This window comes from Exiguobacterium sp. SH5S13 (assembly GCF_004337085.1).
GTDB classification, from domain to species: Bacteria; Bacillota; Bacilli; order Exiguobacteriales; family Exiguobacteriaceae; genus Exiguobacterium; species Exiguobacterium aurantiacum_A.
Genome location: NZ_SJUS01000007.1, coordinates 1 through 20,239 on the forward strand (window position 1 = coordinate 1; position 20,239 = coordinate 20,239).

At 50.4% G+C, this 20,239-nt stretch carries 20 protein-coding genes and 1 other annotated feature; of the genes, 14 read left to right on the forward strand and 6 right to left on the reverse strand.

All coding sequences use genetic code 11. From position 1 onward, the window contains the following. The coding region (locus tag EVJ30_RS05525; RefSeq protein WP_236636001.1) for a transposase at positions 1-863 on the forward strand (863 nt) is incomplete at its 5' end. A 36-nt stretch (positions 864-899) separates the two neighbouring features. Here EVJ30_RS05525 and EVJ30_RS05530 read toward each other — a convergent pair. After that, positions 900-1,232, reverse strand: a complete 333-nt coding sequence (locus EVJ30_RS05530) for an MLKL N-termimal domain-containing protein (protein ID WP_016508496.1) — start codon at positions 1,230-1,232, stop codon at positions 900-902. A gap of 114 nt (positions 1,233-1,346) precedes the next feature. Between EVJ30_RS05530 and EVJ30_RS05535 the strand changes: the two genes are divergently transcribed. The 6 genes from EVJ30_RS05535 (at position 1,347) to EVJ30_RS05560 (ending at position 6,015) form a co-directional block, all read left to right on the forward strand. Beyond that, complete coding sequence (locus tag EVJ30_RS05535; protein ID WP_131456026.1) at positions 1,347-1,658, forward strand: thioredoxin family protein; 312 nt, start codon at positions 1,347-1,349, stop codon at positions 1,656-1,658. Between the two features lie 5 nt (positions 1,659-1,663). Further along, on the forward strand, positions 1,664-2,458 hold the full coding sequence (locus EVJ30_RS05540; protein ID WP_131468333.1) for a DUF1444 family protein: 795 nt from the start codon (positions 1,664-1,666) through the stop codon (positions 2,456-2,458). Between the two features lie 48 nt (positions 2,459-2,506). After that, the gene (gene ytpR / locus EVJ30_RS05545; RefSeq protein WP_131456030.1) at positions 2,507-3,127 is read left to right on the forward strand and encodes a YtpR family tRNA-binding protein; all 621 of its coding nucleotides are present in this window, start codon (positions 2,507-2,509) and stop codon (positions 3,125-3,127) included. A gap of 54 nt (positions 3,128-3,181) precedes the next feature. Then, a complete protein-coding gene (locus EVJ30_RS05550) occupies positions 3,182-4,066 on the forward strand; it encodes a hypothetical protein (protein ID WP_131468335.1) in 885 nt (294 codons plus the stop codon). An 86-nt stretch (positions 4,067-4,152) separates the two neighbouring features. After that, positions 4,153-5,460, forward strand: a complete 1,308-nt coding sequence (murC, locus tag EVJ30_RS05555) for a UDP-N-acetylmuramate--L-alanine ligase (RefSeq protein WP_131468337.1) — start codon at positions 4,153-4,155, stop codon at positions 5,458-5,460. Positions 5,461-5,562: 102 nt separating this feature from the next. Continuing rightward, complete coding sequence (locus tag EVJ30_RS05560) at positions 5,563-6,015, forward strand: Dps family protein (protein WP_070329433.1); 453 nt, start codon at positions 5,563-5,565, stop codon at positions 6,013-6,015. Between the two features lie 40 nt (positions 6,016-6,055). On the opposite strand, the gene EVJ30_RS05565 is transcribed toward EVJ30_RS05560, so the two are convergent. After that, positions 6,056-7,168, reverse strand: a complete 1,113-nt coding sequence (locus EVJ30_RS05565) for an aminopeptidase (protein WP_071397843.1) — start codon at positions 7,166-7,168, stop codon at positions 6,056-6,058. Positions 7,169-7,340: 172 nt separating this feature from the next. On the opposite strand from EVJ30_RS05565, the gene EVJ30_RS05570 reads away from it, so the two are divergent. From EVJ30_RS05570 to ccpA, 4 genes are all read left to right on the forward strand, one after another. After that, a complete protein-coding gene (locus tag EVJ30_RS05570; RefSeq protein WP_070329435.1) occupies positions 7,341-7,859 on the forward strand; it encodes a DUF948 domain-containing protein in 519 nt (172 codons plus the stop codon). Between the two features lie 21 nt (positions 7,860-7,880). Beyond that, the gene (locus EVJ30_RS05575; protein ID WP_131456036.1) at positions 7,881-8,564 is read left to right on the forward strand and encodes a YtxH domain-containing protein; all 684 of its coding nucleotides are present in this window, start codon (positions 7,881-7,883) and stop codon (positions 8,562-8,564) included. A gap of 135 nt (positions 8,565-8,699) precedes the next feature. Continuing rightward, positions 8,700-9,791, forward strand: coding sequence for a bifunctional 3-deoxy-7-phosphoheptulonate synthase/chorismate mutase (locus tag EVJ30_RS05580; RefSeq protein WP_131456038.1), 1,092 nt, complete (start codon positions 8,700-8,702; stop codon positions 9,789-9,791). Positions 9,792-9,917: 126 nt separating this feature from the next. After that, complete coding sequence (gene ccpA, locus EVJ30_RS05585) at positions 9,918-10,931, forward strand: catabolite control protein A (protein WP_131456040.1); 1,014 nt, start codon at positions 9,918-9,920, stop codon at positions 10,929-10,931. A 49-nt stretch (positions 10,932-10,980) separates the two neighbouring features. On the opposite strand, the gene EVJ30_RS05590 is transcribed toward ccpA, so the two are convergent. Genes EVJ30_RS05590 through EVJ30_RS05600 form a run of 3 tightly spaced genes read right to left on the reverse strand, consistent with a single transcriptional unit; the run spans position 10,981 to position 13,420 of the window. Continuing rightward, positions 10,981-12,150, reverse strand: a complete 1,170-nt coding sequence (locus tag EVJ30_RS05590; RefSeq protein ID WP_131468339.1) for an acetoin utilization protein AcuC — start codon at positions 12,148-12,150, stop codon at positions 10,981-10,983. Further along, the gene (locus EVJ30_RS05595; RefSeq protein WP_131468342.1) at positions 12,147-12,779 is read right to left on the reverse strand and encodes an acetoin utilization AcuB family protein; all 633 of its coding nucleotides are present in this window, start codon (positions 12,777-12,779) and stop codon (positions 12,147-12,149) included. Before EVJ30_RS05595 ends, EVJ30_RS05590 begins: the two co-directional genes overlap by 4 nt. A gap of 11 nt (positions 12,780-12,790) precedes the next feature. Further along, positions 12,791-13,420 carry a GNAT family N-acetyltransferase gene (locus EVJ30_RS05600; protein ID WP_071397839.1) on the reverse strand — a complete coding sequence of 210 codons (630 nt, stop codon included), beginning with the start codon at positions 13,418-13,420 and terminating at the stop codon, positions 12,791-12,793. A 156-nt stretch (positions 13,421-13,576) separates the two neighbouring features. On the opposite strand from EVJ30_RS05600, the gene acsA reads away from it, so the two are divergent. Beyond that, a complete protein-coding gene (gene acsA / locus EVJ30_RS05605) occupies positions 13,577-15,283 on the forward strand; it encodes an acetate--CoA ligase (protein ID WP_131456086.1) in 1,707 nt (568 codons plus the stop codon). 49 nt (positions 15,284-15,332) lie between these two features. Here the strand turns inward: acsA and EVJ30_RS05610 are convergent, their stop codons facing one another. Next, on the reverse strand, positions 15,333-17,816 hold the full coding sequence (locus EVJ30_RS05610) for a transglycosylase domain-containing protein (RefSeq protein WP_131456044.1): 2,484 nt from the start codon (positions 17,814-17,816) through the stop codon (positions 15,333-15,335). 167 nt (positions 17,817-17,983) lie between these two features. Next, positions 17,984-18,180 (forward strand) — a binding site (T-box leader). Between the two features lie 47 nt (positions 18,181-18,227). On the opposite strand from EVJ30_RS05610, the gene tyrS reads away from it, so the two are divergent. Continuing rightward, positions 18,228-19,475, forward strand: a complete 1,248-nt coding sequence (gene tyrS, locus EVJ30_RS05615; protein WP_131468344.1) for a tyrosine--tRNA ligase — start codon at positions 18,228-18,230, stop codon at positions 19,473-19,475. A gap of 107 nt (positions 19,476-19,582) precedes the next feature. Next, positions 19,583-20,206, forward strand: a complete 624-nt coding sequence (locus tag EVJ30_RS05620) for a GTP pyrophosphokinase (RefSeq protein WP_070329485.1) — start codon at positions 19,583-19,585, stop codon at positions 20,204-20,206. Positions 20,207-20,239 lie beyond the last annotated feature (33 nt).

Here is a 20,239-nt window from a genome sequence, read left to right on the forward strand (position 1 = left end):
GTTACTCGAAGACCGACAGGGACGCGACGTTCATGCGGATGAAAGAGGATCACATGAAAAACGGCCAACTGAAGCCGGGGTACAACGTCCAAATCGCAACCGAAGGTCAGTACACGCTTGCCTATGATGTCTATCCGAACCCGACCGACATGAAGACGTTGATCCCGTTCCTCGATGAGATTGAAACGTTCCTCGACCTACCCGCCTACATCGTCGCCGATGCCGGATACGGGAGCCAGCAGAACTATACAGACATCCTCGAGCGCCGGGGGCGCCAGCCGTTGATCCCGCATACGATGTACAGGAAGGAACAGAAGAAGAAATGGCGCGAGGACCCGTTCAACCTCGCGAACTGGGCGTATGATGACGGGACAGACACGTTCACGTGCCCGGACGGGAGAAGGCTCCCGTTCAGCCATGAGTCCCATCGGACCGACCGGAACGGCTTCACCCGTGATTTTCGTGTGTACGAGTGCGAGAGCTGTGACGGTTGTCCATTCCGGGAACTGTGCACGAAGGCCGAGGAAGGGAGACACCGACAGGTCAGCGTGAACGGTGCCTGGGAAGAACAAAAGAATAGAACGAGAACGCTGCTTTCGGATGAAAAAACCGGTGCCCTCTACGCCAGACGCAAGACGGACGTGGAACCAGTTTTTGGATATCTGAAGGCCAATTTAGGTTTCACCCGCTTCTCCGTCAGGGGAAAACAGCGCGTGAAACGCGAGCTCGGCTTCGCCCTCATGGCGGTGAACCTACGGAAGTTCATCGCCGTGGGCATCGGGGGAAGTGCAAAGAAGGGGTCCGGCCACCGAAAATCGGTGACCGGACCCCTCTTTTTATTGAAAAGCTTTAAAACAGGCTAGTTATGTCCCAGCCCCATTCATATGACGCCGAGCAGATCACCAGCCGAAGAAGTTACGGACGGTCTCGACGGTTTCGCGCGGGATTCTAAAGCTGACGAAGAACAGCGTGAGTATCAACGCGTAGATGGGAAGTAAAAAACGTTTCCTGACAATCGGCAAGTAGCGGACGAGGCGTTTCAACCCACGTTCTACGATGTAAATGATGGCGAATCCAACGATGAGCCAAACGAGAATCTGACTTCGTGTCTTATCTGTATCGATGAACAAGTACCCGTAGCGGAGAATGGAGAGCATTCCGACGGCGCCGACGAGCTGTTCGAGTGGGTGTTTCATATCCGGATTTAATTGTTCACGCGTCCATTTTGTCATATCGTCACCTTTTTCAAATAGTCTTCGCCCTTGATTATAGCAAAACACGAGAGCGGATTGTGAGAACGGACTTATGCTATCATTAACGAGGAAAATAGAACAGGAGTGATGAAGATGAAACGACTGACAACGATGACTGAATATACGGAAGCGAAGCAAGGAAAGACTGTGTTTATGTTCTCGGCGACATGGTGTGGCGATTGCCGCTTCCTCGATCCGTTCATGCCCGAACTAGAATCAAAGTTCAACGAGTGGACGTTCTATTACGTCGACCGTGACGACTGGATGGAGCTCGCACAAGAACTCGATATTTTCGGAATTCCGAGTTTTGTCGCCTTCAACAGTGGACAAGAAGTGGACCGCTATGTCGGACGCGAACGTAAAACGCCGGAGCAAGTCGAAGCATTTCTTAGCGAGTTAGGGTGATCTAGATGGAACGGAATGAACTGCGGCGAGCGATCGAACGTCAATTCACTGACGGGTATCGGACGTCTTATGACAGAGAAAATGAAGTGTTACGAATCGAACGGGCAGCTGACCGGTTCGGCGTCAACATTCGACTGGCCCCACTTGTTGCCAAAGCAAAAGTTCGCGGCAATGTTGCGGTTGAAGAAGTCGTCGACTATATAAAGACGGCCCTTACAGCCGACCAAGAGATTGAATTAGTCGGCAACGAAGCCCAAATTTTCCCGGTCATTCGGGCCGGTTCGTTCTCGACAGAAACAAAAACCGGAGAAGCGCTCCTCACGACACCGCATACGGCGGAGACGGCCATCTACTATGCCCTCGACCTTGGCCACGGGTATCGTTTGATTGAAGAGCGGCATTTGAATGCGACGATGACGAAAGAGCGAGTCGATCAAGTGGCGCGGGATAACGTGAAAAAGTTACCGACCGACTTAAAAGAAGACGATGTCGCCGGCAACAAATTCTATTTCCTGTCTGCCCGCGACGGATACGAGGCGTCCCGTATCCTCAATGACGAATTTTTACGGGTCATGGATCGACGAATCGAAGGGGACATGTTAGTCGGGGTCCCGCATCAAGATGTGATGATCATTGCCGATATCCGAAACGATCAAGGATACGACGCGATGCAACAGCTCATGTTCGACTTTTTTACGAACGGACGCATCCCGGTGACAGCTCTTGCGTTTCATTATGAGGACGGCGTTCTCGAACCAATTTTTATTGTTGGAAAAAAGAACCCACCAACGGACGCATAATCTGCTAAACTATTTGTGTCTAGTTTGAAAGAAGGGGCGTATTTATGTATGCAAATTAATGCTTTTTATAACCGCGAAGGAATTGGCGATGTTCTCATGGTGTTGTTAAAAGAAGGTGATCGCCATCATCAAGTCGTCGAACGAAAAGACGATGTCGCCATCGTTAAAGCGGCGGACGGATCAGTGAACGGCTACAACGTGTTCAATGCGAGTAATTATTTCAATGTCAGTGACTGGCACGGGCCGGTCGACTTGACGGCAGAATTGATTGAGACGCTCGGTGTCATTTTACGCAAGCAAAATATCGAAGTGGATTTATCGGGCGTTAACTTCACGCCGACGTTCGTTGTCGGTTATGTCGAATCGGCTGAGAAACATCCCGATGCGGATAAATTATCGATTTGCCAAGTCGAAATCGATCAAGGTACGGTTCAAATCGTTTGTGGAGCACCGAACGTTGCGGCCGGGCAAAAGGTCGTCGTCGCGAAACCAGGAGCGGTCATGCCGTCTGGTCTCATTATCCGGCCGTCTAAACTCCGTGGCGAGAGCTCGCACGGGATGATTTGTTCAGCCCGCGAGTTGAACCTTCCTGATGCGCCGCAAGAAAAAGGAATTTTAGTGTTAGATGACGAATATGAAGTAGGGAAAGCATTTGAAATCGGTCGCTAAACTCGACCGATTTTTTGCTAAATGAGGATTGAGCGAAAAAGCGAGGAATCAAGTATGGATGCATATGAACGTTCATTAAAACAGCAAGCAGAGCGAATTCGGCGCGAACTATCCCAAGAAGGGAAGAAGAGTGCGCCTGCACCAAAACCTGAACCAACGGGCGAGTTTATTCCGTCTGACGTCCCATCTCCGATTTATGGATATGCGCGACCGAAACCAAAGATCAACTTACCGACCGAGCATTCGCCCGAGACGAGAGACGATCTGTCTATCAATCAAAGCGAGCCTGATATTGATTCAGAACCATCGACCCCAGTGCCTGCTAACGAGGAAATAGTCGTAGAGGAACCTGTGCAAGTTACAGAATCTTTCGTTCCAGACGAGGTTGTCGTGGAAGTGAACGAGTCGATGGAGTCACCATTCGTGGTAGAGGAAACGGTCTCGGCAGAACATCAGACTGTTACCGAGCCTTCTGAGCCAGAAGAGACGACTATTTCCCCGGAAACATCTGACGTGATCGATGATGAGTCTTCTGTGTCGGAGGCCGACAACGCATCGGACTCGTCGAGTGATCTGAAACCGTTACTCGGAGACGTATCTATTTTAGAAGACGGTTTTGCCTCTGTGTTCATGGGTTCGACCCATTTGAAAACGTCAAAGATCGTCGTCCGTGAAGAAAAAGAAGAGGCAGCTTCAGCGGACGTTTCAATCGAAGTGACATCGGTCGAAGAAGTAGCTCCTGTCGTCGAGGATGTTGCAAAAACATTACAGACCGATACCGACGAGCCCTTTCACGCTCTTGACGAAGCCGAGTTGACACCTGCTGTCAACGTGTCTTACAAAGCGGATAGCCCCCCATTAAACGTCATGATGACTCCGCAAGACCGGATGGCGATGTATCGCAGCCGACGCCTTGCTCAAAAAAACAATAATCTGTAATAGCACGACTCCATGAGTTTTGCTATAATGACAAAGGTTTGTCGCTTTTTCTGCAAACCGCAATGAATTAGGGGGGCTATTTACAGATGAACCGTTATCACTTCGTCGGAATTAAAGGAACGGGCATGAGTCCTTTAGCTCAAATTTTAAATGATATGAACAATGAAGTCCGAGGTTCGGACGTTGACAAAACATTTTTTACAGAAGAAGCATTGAAACGGAAAGGTATCGAAATTCTTCCGTTTGATCCTGAAAATATTACTGAAGGTCAAATCGTCGTTCAAGGAAATGCGTTCACTGACGATCATCCTGAAATCTTACGCGCGCGTGAGCTCGGTTTGACGATTTATAAATATTACGAGTTCCTCGGTGAACTAGCGGATCATTATACAAGTGTCGCCATCACAGGATCGCATGGAAAGACGTCTACTACTGGTCTGCTCGCTCATGTCATGCGTGGGATTGAGCCGACATCGTTCTTGATCGGAGACGGTACGGGCGAAGGCGTGGAAGACTCGAAAAACTTCGTGTTTGAAGCGTGTGAGTATAAGCGTCACTTCCTTTACTATCGCCCAGACTATGCGATTATGACGAATGTCGATTTTGATCATTCAGATTATTTCTCTGGCTTAGACGATGTCATTGATGCGTTCCAAGAAATGGCGAAACAAGTGGAAAAAGGTATTATCGCTTGTGGTGACGATGAGAATCTTCAACAGATTCAAGCGAACGTGCCGATCGTCTATTACGGGTTTGGTGCCCATAACGATTTCCGTTCCGAAAACGTGAACTCGACGGATAACGGGACGACGTTTGACGTCTATTTGCGTGACGATTTCTATGGGACGTTCCGCATTCCGGGATATGGTAACCACAGCGTCTTGAACGCCCTTGCCGTCATCGCGACGTGCGACTACGAGAACTTATCGAAAGATCTTGTGAAAGAGCGCCTCGAGACGTTCAACGGCGTTAAACGCCGTTTCAGTGAATCGACGCTCGATGGGCAAGTCCTGATCGATGATTACGCGCATCACCCGCGCGAAATCAGTGCGACTGTTGAAGCGGCACGTAAAAAGTACGCCGGACGGGAAGTCGTCGCGATTTTCCAACCGCATACGTACACGCGTCTCAAGTCGTTTATGGATGACTTCGCGTCATCACTCGCCGAAGCAGACGCCGTTTATTTGTGCGATATCTTTGGCTCAGCCCGAGAACAAGAAGGAACGGTCACGATTGAAGACCTTCAGTCGCGGATCGACGGTGCCAACGTTTTGAAACGTACCGATGTCGGCGTTCTCCGTCAACATCGTGATGCGGTCTTGTTGTTCATGGGAGCAGGAGATATTCAGACGTATCAACGCGAGTATGAGAACTTCGTCAAACTCGAAGCGTAAGTTGTGAGCGGATGGCCCGGGCCATTCGCTTTTTTTGTGTTTAAACTCGAATAAAGAAGGAAATAGTATTATCGACTGAACACAAAAAAGGAGATGTTAAGAATGGCAAGCCAAGGCTCATTGAATACGTTGAACAAAGAGGTGGCCAACTACGGCCTACTATTCGTCAAACTTCATAACTACCACTGGTATATTAGCGGACCTCACTTCTTCACATACCATGAAAAATTAGAGGAGCTTTACAACTTGGTCGCTGAGCTGTATGACGATGTCGCCGAGCGTTTACTCATGAATGACGGGGAACCGTATGCGACGATGAAAGAGTATTTAGAGCACTCGACACTACAAGAAGGTGATCGTCACGCCGATACAGAACAGATGATCAAAGACGTGATCACTGATTTCAAACAAATCCGTCAAGAAATGCAAGATGCGATGGAAAACTTTGAGGACGGGGACGAAGCGATCGAAGATACGTTCGTTTCCCACATCGAACGCCTCGAAAAAGAAATTTGGATGATGTCTGCCGCTCTCGGCAGAAAGACGAAACTATAATGAAAAGGTGCGCCAAATTTGGAGGCGCACCTTTTTTCGTTCATTTTAAGTTTTCTGGATTCAACGGTTGTAACGTGTCGACGACGAAACGGCCGTCTTTCCGGATCAAGACGTCGTCAAACCAAATCTCGCCGCCGCCATAGTCAGGGCGTTGGATATTGACGAGGTCCCAATGGATGGAAGAGTTGTTGCCGTTATAGGCATCGTCATACGCTTGTCCCGGGGTGAAGTGGAAACTGCCATCGATTTTCTCGTCGAATAAAATATCTTTCATCGGATGTTGGATGTAAGGGTTCACGCCGATCGCGAATTCACCGACGTAACGAGCTCCTTCGTCCGTATCGAACACTTCATTGATGCGCTCGGTATCGTTCGCCGTCGCTTCGACGATCTTTCCGTCTTTAAATGTCAGCGTCACGTTCTCGAACGTAAAACCGTGGTACGGCGATGGCGTGTTGTACGTGATGACGCCATTGATCGAATCTTTGACCGGCGCGGTGAACACTTCTCCGTCCGGGATGTTCATTTGACCCGAGCACTTGATGGCTGGGATGTCTTTGATCGAGAACGTGAGCTCCGTGCCTGGTCCTTTGATCGTGACACGGTCGGTTTGGTCCATGAGCGTGACGAGTGCGTCCATAGCCCGGTCCATCTTGCCGTAATCGAGTGTGCAGACGTTGAAATAGAAGTCTTCGAACGCCTCCGTCGATTTTCCGGCGAGTTGGGCCATCGACGGTGATGGATAACGCAAGACGACCCATTTCGTCCCTTTGACGCGATCTTCCGTATGCATTTTACCGATTGTGGCGCCGACAAGCTTTTGTTGCTCGGCGGGAACGTCCGACAGCTCGTTAATGTTATCACCCGCACGGAGACCGATATAGGCGTCCATCGCTTGCATTTGCTTGCGTTCGATGTCGGCCATCAATTCGAGTTGTTCCTTGCTTGCTTGCGTGTATAACTTCCGCAAGATACGGCTTTCTTTCAACAAGACGAACGGATGCCCCCCAGCTTCGTACGCTTTTTCGACAAGTGCCTCGACGAGCGACTCCTCGACGCCGAAATTCTCGATGAGAACGCGTTCGCCTGGCTTTAATTCGGTTGAATAATTGATCAACCCGTCTGCCAATTGTGTGATTCTTGGATCTCTCATACAAACACCCCTTAAACTTTTTTTAATTTATTTCTATTTTAGTGTAATCGAAAACATAAAAACGGGTAAAGGAATAATCAGACCGGATGGCGAAAACGGTAGTGACAAATCTTTTCAGTCATAATGGTGCTATAATGAAACCACCACATAATCGAACAGGAGGAATGGACGAATGGAAATCACCTTAGGAGGCATTGCAGGGCTCATCGCAGCACTTGCATTTGTCGTACTTGTATTTTTCTTGGCTCGCGTCTTGTCGAACGTCAATCGCACACTCGGCAGCGTCGCGAATACGACAGAAAATTTAGAACGTCAGTTAGATGGCATTACAATGGAAGTGACGGCGCTCTTACATAAGACGAACCGTCTCGTAGATAACGTAGAAGAGAAGACAGAGTTGCTCGCACCGGTGGCACATGCCCTCGACGAGCTCGGCACATCGCTAAATGAAGTGACCGAGTCGGTACGAACAGTTTCTTCATCGGTTCACGTGGCAGCAGACGAAAATAAAGACCAGATTGCCCAAGCCGTACGTTGGGGCTCGGTCGCGGTAGAGCTATTCAAGAAAAACAAAACAGAAACTTCTTCAGAAGAGCGCCCGTCACGCCGTCGTGGCCGCCGGGAGCGTAAGCAAGACACGCCATCGGTCTCACCAGGATTAATCGCGACAGACGATACAATCAAATCATAACAAGCCCAAGGAGGATATATTATGACATACGTTAAAAAAGACCAAACGAATCAAGATCAGCAATCAAGCGGCGGATTCCTAGCCGGCGTCGTCCTCGGCGGTATCATCGGTGCAGCCGTTGCCTTGCTCACCTCGCCAAAAAGTGGACGCGAAGTACGCACTTATCTCGATGAGAAAACATCGACTTCACGTGAACGTTTGACCGTCAAATCAAAAGAAGTACGTGAAAAAGCTGAGCCGGTCGTCGGAGAATGGATCAAAGTAGCGAGCGACAAGGCTGCTCCGGTCCTCAATCTCGTCAAAGATAAGGCACGCGAGGCTGCTGAACTGAAACAGCAAGTCGACGAAGATGAACTCTCTATCGAAGAAGCGATGGAAAAAGCGGATCAGCTCGTCGCGGAAGCGGAAGCCGAAGTGAAAGAACAGCTCGATCAAGCAGCAGAAGAAACGTCAAGCGAAGCAACAGAACAAGCTGACACAGACGCTAAGCCAGAATCGGCCCAACCAAAAGGCGAATCAAACTCGAAAGCAAACAAGTCGAACACGAATAAGTCGAATGCGAGCAAGCAAGAGCCGAAGAATAGTCGCGACGAGTCGGCGAACTATGAGTCGGATTTCGAAGCGCCTGTCAAAGACTTGCTCGACGATGAATCAAAACAAGAGCTGAAAGAATTGAAGAACGACTTGAAGAACGGCAATAAATAATGCGTCAAGTGTCCGGACAGTCCGGACACTTTTTTTGTGGATTTTGTGTCATAGCCCATTTGTCTATGACAAAGCGAATAAAGTTCGCTATAATTAAGTTTCTGGAAAGAACGGCTTAGGAATGAGAGGGAAATTATGAGTCCACAAGATCAATTGAATCGATTACGTCGTGAAATGGATGAGTTGAACCGGGAGATGCTCGACTTGATTAGTCGTCGTGGAACGCTCGCGGTCGAAATTGGAAAAGTGAAACGTCTTCAAGGTGTGGAGCGGTATGACCCGATTCGAGAACGAGAAATGTTAGATTTCATCGCCGCCTCGAATCCCGGTCCTTTCGAGACGTCACGCCTTCAGCATTTGTTCAAAGAAATGTTTAAAGCGTCTGCCGAGTTGCAAGGAGAAGATCGAGATAAAACGTTGCTCGTGTCGCGCAAGCGTCAAGCAGAAGATACGATCGTCACATTGAAAGATGTAGTCATCGGTAACGGTCGGCCGCAATTGATTGCCGGTCCATGTGCGGTCGAATCGTTCGAGCAAGTGAATGCAGTGGCTGAGAAGTTAGCGTTGTCCGGCGTGAAAATCATGCGCGGCGGCGCCTATAAGCCGCGGACTTCACCGTACGACTTTCAAGGTCTCGGATTTGAAGGCCTCAAACTGTTGAAACAAGCGGCCGATCGCCACGACTTGCGTGTCATCTCAGAGATCATGACACCGGGTGCGGTCGAGTCAGCGCTGCCTTACGTCGATATCATTCAAGTCGGGGCGCGCAACATGCAAAACTTCGATTTGTTGAAAGAAGTCGGAAAGACGTCAAAACCAGTTCTACTGAAGCGGGGTCTTGCGGCGACGATCGAAGAATTCATTTATGCGGCGGAATACATCATGGCGAGCGGCAATAGCCAAGTCATTTTGTGCGAACGCGGCATCCGGACGTATGAGCGGGCGACACGTAACACGCTCGACATCACGGCCGTTCCGATTTTAAAACAAGAGACACATTTACCGGTCATGGTCGATGTCACCCATTCAACGGGACGACGCGATTTGTTGCTTCCGGCAGCGAAAGCGGCGCTCGCGGTCGGTGCCGACGGCGTCATGGTCGAAGTGCATCCGAATCCGGCAATCGCCTTGTCTGATGCCCAGCAGCAGCTTGATTTCAATCAATTTGATCAGTTCATCGATGGGCTCACAGCTCAGTTCCCTCAACTTGATTTGGTGAAAAAATAAGCTTTCCAATTGGAAACGTTTTATATAGCGTGAAGACAGGGTAAAATGATGACAGATACCTGTCTTCCTTTTTTGATACGTTTTTTGAAAATCGTTTGAAAATCATTGCTTGTAGGAGGAGTTTTAATGAATAGTAACAATATCACAATCTATGACGTCGCGCGCGAAGCCGGGGTGTCGATGGCGACCGTCTCACGTGTCGTCAACGGAAACCCGAACGTGAAGCCGACAACCCGTAAAAAAGTACAGGACGCAATCGATCGACTCGGCTATCGTCCGAACGCCGTCGCACGTGGTCTTGCGAGTAAAAAGACGACGACAGTCGGCGTCATCGTGCCAGACATCTCAAACATCTTCTTTGCTGATTTAGCACGCGGAATCGAGGACGTAGCGACGATGTATAAATACAACATCATCCTCGGCAACTCGGACTCGAACCGCGACAAGGAAATTCATTTGTTGAACACGTTACTCGGTAAACAAGTCGATGGGATCATCTTCATGGGCGGCCGTCTTCACGAAGACCTCGTTGATGAGTTCAAAAAATCACCGGTCCCAATCGTTCTTGCAGCGACGTTGAACCAAGGGTATGACCTCCCAGCGGTCAATATCGACTATGAGCAGGCTGCCTATGACGCAACCAAAATGTTGATCGGCCACGGCCATAAACAAGTCGGCTTCATCACGGGGCCGCTCGAGCAACAAATCAATGGCGAGAAGAAGTTCTCTGGCTACCGCCGTGCCCTTGAGGATGCGGGACTTCCGTTCCGTGAGAACGATGTCATTCTTGGGAACTATACGTATGCGTCTGGCCTCGAAGCGATGCAAAAGATGCTCGGACGCGATGACTGCCCGAAAGCAATCTTCGCCGGTACGGACGAGATGGCACTCGGCGTCATCCATGCGATCCAAGATGCAGGGTATTCTGTGCCGAACGATTTTGAAGTCGTCGGTCACGATAACACGCGTCTCGCCACGATGATTCGTCCGAAGTTGACGACGGTCGTTCAACCGATGTATGACATCGGCGCTGTCGCTATGCGATTATTGACGAAAATCTTGAATGCTGAAGAAATCGAAGAGAAGAACGTCGTCTTGCCGCACCGGATCGAGCGTCGTGACTCGTTACGAAAAGACTGAATCAAAAAACCCGATGTGAGTTGGCAATTGCCAACTTACATCGGGTTTTTCATAAGTAAAGTGACTTGCGGTCGTTTGAGATGAACGGCCAAAATGCGCGTTTCGTCACTTCCCAGTTCTTCTCTTCGATTTGTTGCCGTCGCGGAATATGGTCGAACGTGTACGCATGGTCATCCCATGTCGTCGGCAACGGCTGGTCTGACTCGTTTTGCCACCGTTCAATCCAGGCGGACGGGATGTCGCCTGCGTACGGAGCTTCGCGTGTCAATCCGGCCCACACTTGCGACCAGGCGCGCGGGACAGCTCGGAACCAGTCGTACCCGCCGCCGCCTAAGGCGACGAGTCGTCCTTCCGTGTACTCGTCGGCGAGGCGAGAGGCGATTTGAGGGATTTGTTCGAACGTATGAATCGTCGAGGCGAGATGCGTCAACGGGTCGAACGCGTGCGCATCAGCCCCGTTCTGCGTCAAGATGATATCTGGTTTGAACCACTCACACGCTTCCTGGAGCACGGTCTCGTAACAGCGCAGGAACGATTCGTCTTGGGTGAAAGCATCAATCGGGACGTTCCAACTATAGCCGTAGCCGTTCCCGTTGCCGCGCTCTGTGACCGCCCCTGTGCCTGGGAAGAGGTAGCGGCCGGTCTCGTGGATCGATAGCGTCATCACATCCTCGTCATCATAGAACAGCCATTGGACACCGTCTCCGTGGTGAGCGTCTGTATCGACGTAGAGGACCCGTGTCCCATATTGCTTGCGGACGTGAGCGATGGCGACGGCGGCGTCGTTATAGACGCAAAAGCCGGACGCTTTTCGTCTCATCCCGTGATGGAGCCCGCCACCGACGTGAAAAGCGCGTTCGACTTGTCCGCTCGCGACGAGTTCAAGCGCATGCATCGTTCCGCCGACGAGCCGGGCAGCTCCTTCGTGAATAGCTGGGAAGATGGGCGTATCTTCCGTCCCGAGTCCGAATTTATTTGCTTTCAGCCCTGACAGTTTACCCGCGGCAGCTGCTTGGACGGCCTCGATGTAGTCAACGTCATGGACAAGCGCGAGCGACTCGACTGAAGCGATCGGTGAGGCGATCCACTCAGAGGCTGACAGTTTTCCGGAATCGACCAGAAGAGATGTCGTCAGCTCTAAACGGATCGGATTGAACGGATGATCCGCGTGGAAGCGGTACGAGTTCTCATTCTCCCCGAATATGTAGGCGGGTCTCATTGGAATATCTCCGGACCCAGTACGTCAAAACCTTCTCGCTTTAATCGATCGATGATGCGCAGCGGGTTCATCGTTTGAACACGGAATGAGATGATTCGCTTATATGGATCGGGTGTCGGATGGACGAAGACGTTGATGATATTCACGTTCGTTTTTGCTAAGAGCCGCGTCACTTTTTCAAGTGCACCGGTCGTATTCTCGACAAGGATCTCGATTTGTGAGCTCGGTTCGAGTGCGCCCGTCAATTGGACGAAATAACGAAGTAAATCGGTTTCGGTCAACACACCGACAAGTTTCCCTTGCTCGACGATCGGCAGGCACGTCAAACGATATTCATAGAACAGGGCGGCCGCGTCTTCAAAAAAATCGTACGGGTGGGCCGTCGTCACGTCTTGACGCATAATGCTCGAGACGGGGTTTTTAAAGTCGGCACGCTCACTCTCTGGATGAAATACACTTGTGGCACCGCTCATCTCGAACTGACCGATAATCCCGACAACTTGCCGGGCCGGATTGGTGACGATCAAGTGGCGTACTTTATGGTCGCGCATGAGTTTTGCCGCGTGCGCAATCGTATTGGTCGGTTGAATCGTCACGACGTGGCGATTCATCATTTGCTCAATCAGCATCGTAACCCTCCTCAGTCATACATGAACCGGCGTCGAAGCCGGAGTGAATCGAAGTGATCGATCGATTCTTGCCGCACGTTTTTTCCGATGCGGGCCATCAGACAGTTGGCCGGGTGGGACGCGATTTCCGGATCGTCCGTCGGATAGAAGACAAGACCGCCGTGGTTCATCATTTTCTCCATCACTTTGCGGTAGTCCCAAATCGACAGACCGCTTCCTTTTAGATCCCAGTGCCAATAGTATTCCGTCGTCAAGATTAAAAAATCATCCATATGGGGATCTAGCATCGACACTTCGAGTAGCTGTTTACCGATCCGTTGTCCCCGGAAGCGTGGACTCACCTCGATGGCGCCGAGCTCGAGAATATATGGATCATTCCCCTCACTCCAACGTTCATACGGGTCTGGATACAAATACGTGACGTAACCGATGACGAGGTCGTCAACGCGCGCCACGATGATCCGTCCTTCTTTCAACCCGGCAATTTCAACGAGCGCCTTATGTTGGTCTTCTGGCTCTCGAAACGCGGTCAAGCCTTCATCAAGCCGATACGTTGCGAGCACGTCGCTCTCGATTGGTCCATCGATGATTACGGCTCCGAGTGAGGTTTCCCACACTTTTGAATGATATTGTTTTTCCATGGAGTCACCACCTTCTTCACGTTCTATTATAGCGCTTTCATTGCACAACGTTCACACTGTTTTGGAGTTTTTGGAAATTCATTGATTTGTCATAATATTAACACTATACTGAAAGTGGTTACACCATTCATTATAGGGGGAGGCGAATCTTTGACGATGGAAAAATTGAAAGCGTTATCAGGGGAGCATCAATTAGCGTCGTATGAAGAGGCTTGTCAGTCGTTCGAGTGGACGCAAGCAGAAGGATTATTGTCTTGGAACCTGACTGGAAATGTCAACATGGCGTACGAGGCGATTGATCGTCACGCTGAAGGGGAGCTGGCGGACAAACTGGCACTGCTCTATTTCGATGGGGATCGGGAAGAGCGGTATACTTACGCGCAGATGAAACAGGAAAGTAATCGCGCTGGAAATGTTCTGAAATCGGTTGGGGTGGAGAAAGGCGATCGTGTCTTTGTCTTCATGCCGCGGAGTCCAGAACTTTATTTTATTTTACTCGGTGCGTTAAAGCTCGGTGCGATTGTCGGACCGCTATTTGAGGCGTTCATGGAACAGGCGGTACACGACCGGTTGCTCGACGCGGAAGCGAAAGTCATCGTGACGACAGAGGCGCTGTTGCCGCGTATACCCGTCGATCAATTGCCACATCTTGAGACGATTTTGCTTGTTGGCGACGACGTCGACGAGTCAGGGAAAATCATCGATTACCGGAAACTGGCGAACGATGCATCGACCGATCTCGATATTACATGGGTCGACCGAGAAGACGGCATGATCTTGCATTATACGTCGGGCTCGACCGGGAAACCGAAAGGCGTCTTGCATGTCCATAACGCCATGATCCAGCACTTGATGACCGGGAAATGGGTGCTCGATTTGCAACCGGACGATATTTACTGGTGCACCGCCGACCCGGGCTGGGTGACGGGTACGAGTTACGGAATTTTTGCGCCGTTCTTGAACGGGGCGACGAACGTGATCGTCGGCGGACGGTTCAACCCTGAGTTTTGGTACTCGGTCATCGAGCGGTTCGGCGTCACCGTCTGGTACAGCGCGCCGACAGCGTTCCGGATGTTGATGGGCGCGGGGGAGGAAGCGTTCGAGAAGTACGACTTGTCATCACTGCGCCACATTCTATCGGTCGGCGAACCGCTCAACCCGGAAGTCATTCGCTGGGGCAACGAATCGTTCGGGCTACGCATTCATGACACGTGGTGGATGACGGAGACAGGAGCGATGATGATCTGTAACTATCCGACGATGGACATTAAACCGGGATCGATGGGGAAAGCGATTCCTGGCTGTGAGGCGGCGATCTTAGACGACCGTGGCCAACCGCTACCACCGCATCGGATGGGCAACTTGGCATTGAAGACGCCTTGGCCGTCGATGATGCGTAAAATTTGGAAAAATGATGCGAAGTACGAGAGCTACTTCTGGGGTGACTGGTACGTATCTGGTGATTCGGCCTATATGGACGAGGACGGTTATTTCTGGTTCCAAGGCCGAGTGGATGACGTCATCATGACGGCAGGAGAGCGGGTCGGACCGTTCGAAGTCGAGAGCCGCCTCGTCGAGCATCCGGCTGTCGCCGAAGCCGGAGTCATCGGGAAACCGGATCCGATCCGCGGTGAGATCATCAAAGCGTTCATCGCGCTCAGAAAAGGCTATGAGCCATCGGACGAATTGAAAGCAGAAATCCAAAAATTCGTCAAAGAAGGTTTGGCGGCCCATGCGGCACCGCGTGAGATCGAGTTCAAAGACAAATTGCCGAAAACGCGGAGCGGAAAAATTATGCGTCGCGTCCTCAAAGCATGGGAGTTGAACCTTGAGGCCGGAGACTTATCGACGATGGAAGATTGAGCATAAAAAAGGTCGACACGCGATGTGTCGACCTTTCGTTTGGCTTGCGTTATGAAGCGTCCGCCTCTTTCTCGGCTTCTTCTTTTGCTTTCGCTTCATCTTCAGCTTTCTTCTTGGCTTCAGCTTCGGCTTTCTTAGCAGCATCAGCTTTTTTCTTCGCTTCGTCTTCGGCTTTCTTTGCGGCCTCAGCTTTTTTCTTAGCTTCAGCTTCAGCTTTTGCTTTTGCATCAGCATCACGCTGTGCCTCGGCATCTTGTTGCGCCTGTTCAGCCTCTTCTTTGGCTTCTTCGGCTTTTTGTTTTGCTTCTTCAGCTTTCTTCTTCGCTTCCTCTTCTTTCTTCTCTTCAAGTTTTTTCTTCTCAGAGAACGTTCCAGAGTCTTTGAAGTCGTCCGGTTTGACACTAGACGGTTGGCTGAATCGTGCGTTTACGTTGATTGCTTCTGGGTTGTCAGCATAAACACGGTTAATAGTTTGTGACCAAATTCGTTGTGTACGTTGATAGTATTGACCTGACGTATTATCACTCACCATTTCAGCTCGCTGAGAATCATAGCCGGACCAAACGGCGAGGGTGACTTCAGGGTTTGATCCAACAAGATAAGAATCACGATGATTGTTTGTTGTACCTGTTTTACCCATCCAGTCGCCAGGGACGTTCATCAAAGATTTGGCGTAAGTTGCCGTACCTGACGTGTAAACGTCACGAAGCATGTCAACAATCAAGAATGAAGTGCGATCGTTATAGATGCGTGTCTTTTTCGATTTAGCTTCAAAAATAGTTTCGCCTTGATATTCGATTCGTTCGATGAAGTAAGGTTCAACGTGCTCCCCATAATTGGCAAGCATGGCGTATGTTGAAGCGAGGTCAACAGGTCTCACTTCACCAGTACCTAATGCCATGGCAGATGCAATGCGGTTGCCATCAGAAACTGGAATCCCCATGTCGATTAGTTTTTGTGTATCGGTTGGTTTTTGGTTGCGCTCTTCGTAAATCTTAACTGCCGGGACGTTTAAAGATAGCTTAAGTGCATCTCGAACCGTGACAGGGCCACGGTACGTTTTTCCTTCGTTTTGCACTTGTTTCGGAGGTTGTCCTGGACCGGTGAATTTATAGAAATATTCTTCGTCGATGACTGTTGTGGCCGGTGTGACCATTCCGGATTCAATCGCATTGGCGTAAACTAAAATCGGCTTCGCTGTCGATCCGATTTGACGTTCCATCCAAAATGCCCGGTTCAAATCATCCGTTTCACCGTTCACATAGCGACCGCCGACAAATCCGAGTACGCGACCCGTCTTGTTTTCAATCATAACTGACGACGTTTGTTCAGGAACCGTGCGATTTTCTTCTTTTACATACTGATTCGGCCCGAAATTACCTGCGTTTTTGGCCGGTTGCTGCATCGCTTCATGGACTTGCTTATCGAGCGTCAAATGAATCTTGAAGCCACCTTGACGTAGCATATTATGCGCCCGTTTGGCATATGTCGTCTTAATCGAGGCTTGATCATCAGCATTTAATTCTGACAACGTGATGCTATCTTGTGCGAGCAAGTAGTCGGTGATAATTAGGCGCGCTTGAAGTTCCGCTTCATCAACTACATACGGATACCGGTCTCGCGGCTTCGACTGTGTCTTCATGAAGTCTTGCGTGATGTCGTAATTATATGCGGCGTCATAGTCTGCTTTTGTAATCTTGCCGGCGACGTACATCCGGTTCAATACCGTCTTCATCCGGTTGATCGCCGGTGATACATCTTCTTTAATGACCCCGCCTTGATAGTAAGGGGTGTAAAGGAACGGGTTTTTCGGGATGCCGGACAAGAACGCGGCTTGCGGCAACGTCAGCTTCTCGGCCGACGTGTTGAAGACACCGCGCGAGGCGGCCTCGATGCCTGAGATGTTGCGTCCCATCGAGTTACGGCCGAACGAGACGACGTTCAAGTAGGCGTTCAAAATCTCGTCTTTGTCCATCGCTTTCTCTAAACGGAGGGCGAGCAAGATTTCTTTTGCTTTCCGTTCGAATGAGACCTCGTTCGTCAGCATTTGGTTTTTAATGAGCTGTTGGGTTAGTGTCGAACCACCTGTCCGTTCTTCCGAACCGGTCGCTTCTTGCAGGATGGCCCGAAGTGTCGCTTTCGGGACGACGCCGTCATGTTCATAAAACTCGACGTCTTCGGTGGCGAGTAAGGCATCGACGACGAAAGGTGAAACTTTATCGACCGTGATCGGTACCCGAACTTCATCGGTCGTATAGTTCCCAATACGTTCACCGCTTCCAAAATAAATATCGGACGTCGATGAGTACGTATTGATTTGTGACGTCATCGTTTTATAGGCTGGAGCCGGCATATCTTTAACGAGTGATGCGAAATACCCGGCCCCGATCCCGGCGCCTAAGAAACCGATGAGGACGACAGAGATGATGGTGAGGAGCAAAACATTCCACGACACATCATAAAATACAGTGGCATAACGGCGGGCTTTCAACGACTTTGGTGTGTTCCATATGTCTCGAATCTTCTGCAGCATGACAGCCTCCTTAATATGGTGTAAAACTATTTTAGACAGTATTATATACGATTATAGCACAAGTCTTTGCCCACCTTATCGTGAATGAGTAGACTAATGCAAGTTTCAATCTTGCAGTTGACAACGAGGAAACGGAACTTATAAAATGAATAGCATAGTCAATAATAGTAGACGCGATGAAAAAAACGAAGTAGTCGGTTGACCGCTTGTCCAGAAAGCTAGTGGGTGCTGTGAACTAGCCAATGTCAACGATGAATTACACTTTTGGAGCGTGCCATTCGGCCGGGTTGGGACCGTTATCTCTCGTTTTAAGTGGCCACGGCTGTGGCAATTAGGGTGGTACCGCGGAATCTCCGTCCCTTCTCATTTGAGAAGGGGCGTTTTTTTATGTCAATTGAAGGAGTGGAAAACATGGAACTATTAAAAGATTTAGAATTTCGAGGGCTCGTCAACCAAATGACGGATGAGGCAGGATTGAAAGAGCAACTCGTTAAACCGACGACACTATACACAGGGTTCGACCCGACGGCGGACTCGCTCCATATCGGACACTTGCTACCGATCTTGACGTTGAAGCGTTTCCAAGAGGCGGGGCACCACGTCATCGCGCTCGTCGGTGGCGCGACCGGGATGATTGGCGACCCGTCAGGACGGTCGGACGAACGCTCGCTCAACACGCTCGATACGGTCAAAGAATTTTCGGACCGGATCAAAGATCAGTTGAGCCGCTTCCTCCCGCTCGAAGGGGAGAACCCGATCACGATCCGCAACAACTATGAATGGACAGAAGAGCTGTCGATCATCGATTTCTTACGTGACATCGGCAAGCACTTCCCGATCAGCTACATGCTCGCGAAAGACTCGGTCGATTCGCGCATGGAAAACGGGATTTCGTACACGGAGTTCTCATACATGTTGCTCCAATCGTTTGATTTCTTGAAGTTGTACGAGACAGAGAATTGCCGCCTCCAAGTCGGCGGCAGCGATCAGTGGGGCAACATCACGGCCGGGCTTGAATTGATCCGTCGCTTCGGCCATTCGGAGAAGGCGTTCGGTCTGACTGTGCCGCTCGTCACGAAGTCGGACGGACAGAAGTTTGGGAAGACGGCCGGTGGTGCGGTATGGCTCGACGCGGACAAGACGACACCGTACGAGTTTTACCAGTTTTGGATCAACGTCGACGATGCCGACGTCATCAAGTTCATCAAGTACTTCACGTTCATGACGCATGAAGAGATCGACGCGCTCGAAGCGGAAATGACGGCAGCACCTGAAAAACGTGCAGCACAGCGCCGTCTCGCCGAAGAAATGACGAAGCTCGTCCACGGGGAAGTGGGTCTCGATCAAGCGGAACGCATCACGACAGCGTTCTTCAGCGGTGATTTGAAGACGCTCGAGCCCGAGGATATGGATGCCGCGTTCAAAGGGATGCCGCAGTTCGAACTCGACGGCGAACGCAATCTCGTCGATCTTCTCGTCGAGGCGAAAATCGCTCCATCAAAACGCCAAGCGCGCGAAGACGTCCAAAACGGGGCGATCTACTTGAACGGCGAACGCGAGCAAGCGCTCGACAAGCTCGTCACGTGTGAAGACACGCTTGGGGACTTCACAATCATCCGCCGAGGCAAAAAGAAATACTTCGTGATCCGTCACGTCTAACCGATCCGTCCATGTCCGCAAAGTTTGCGGACATGGACTTTTTTTGTTGTGTCAAATCAGGTGTGGTCTGATACCATTTCAAATATAGAGACCGAGGAGGACGTCTAATGGATATCGAAGAGTTTTTTGGCGAACAGTTTCATCAGTGGCGGGAACGGTTCCGTTATTACGAGATGGCGATCACGGAGCTTGAGAGCGACCTTGGCATCATCGACCTCGATTGGCAGACCCGACTTGGCTATTCGCCGATCGAGCACGTGAAGACGCGGATGAAGACGTTGCCGTCGATCATTCGGAAGATGAATCAAAAACAGCTCCCACTCGAAGTGGAAGCGTTATGGGACAATATTTATGACGTCGCCGGCGTACGGATCGTCACGAGTTTCCGCGATGACATCTACGCGATTCTCGATCACTTGAAAAAGCGGGACGACTTACAGATCGACGTCATCAAAGACTATATCGAACATCCGAAGCCGAGCGGTTACCGCAGTCTCCATCTGATTGTGCGGACGAAAGTGTACTTGGCGGAACGTGTCATCTGGGTGCCGGCCGAGATTCAAATTCGGACGCTCGCGATGGACTTTTGGGCGGCGACCGAACATAAGCTTCAATATAAATATCAGCATCAAATCCCCGAGACGTCACGGCAAGAGCTCATCGAGGCGGCCCGAATGGCGGACGCGCTCGATACGCAGATGGGCCGGATTCGCGAACAGATCTTGATATAAAAAAATCCCCTTCTCGAGAGAAGGGGATAAAAG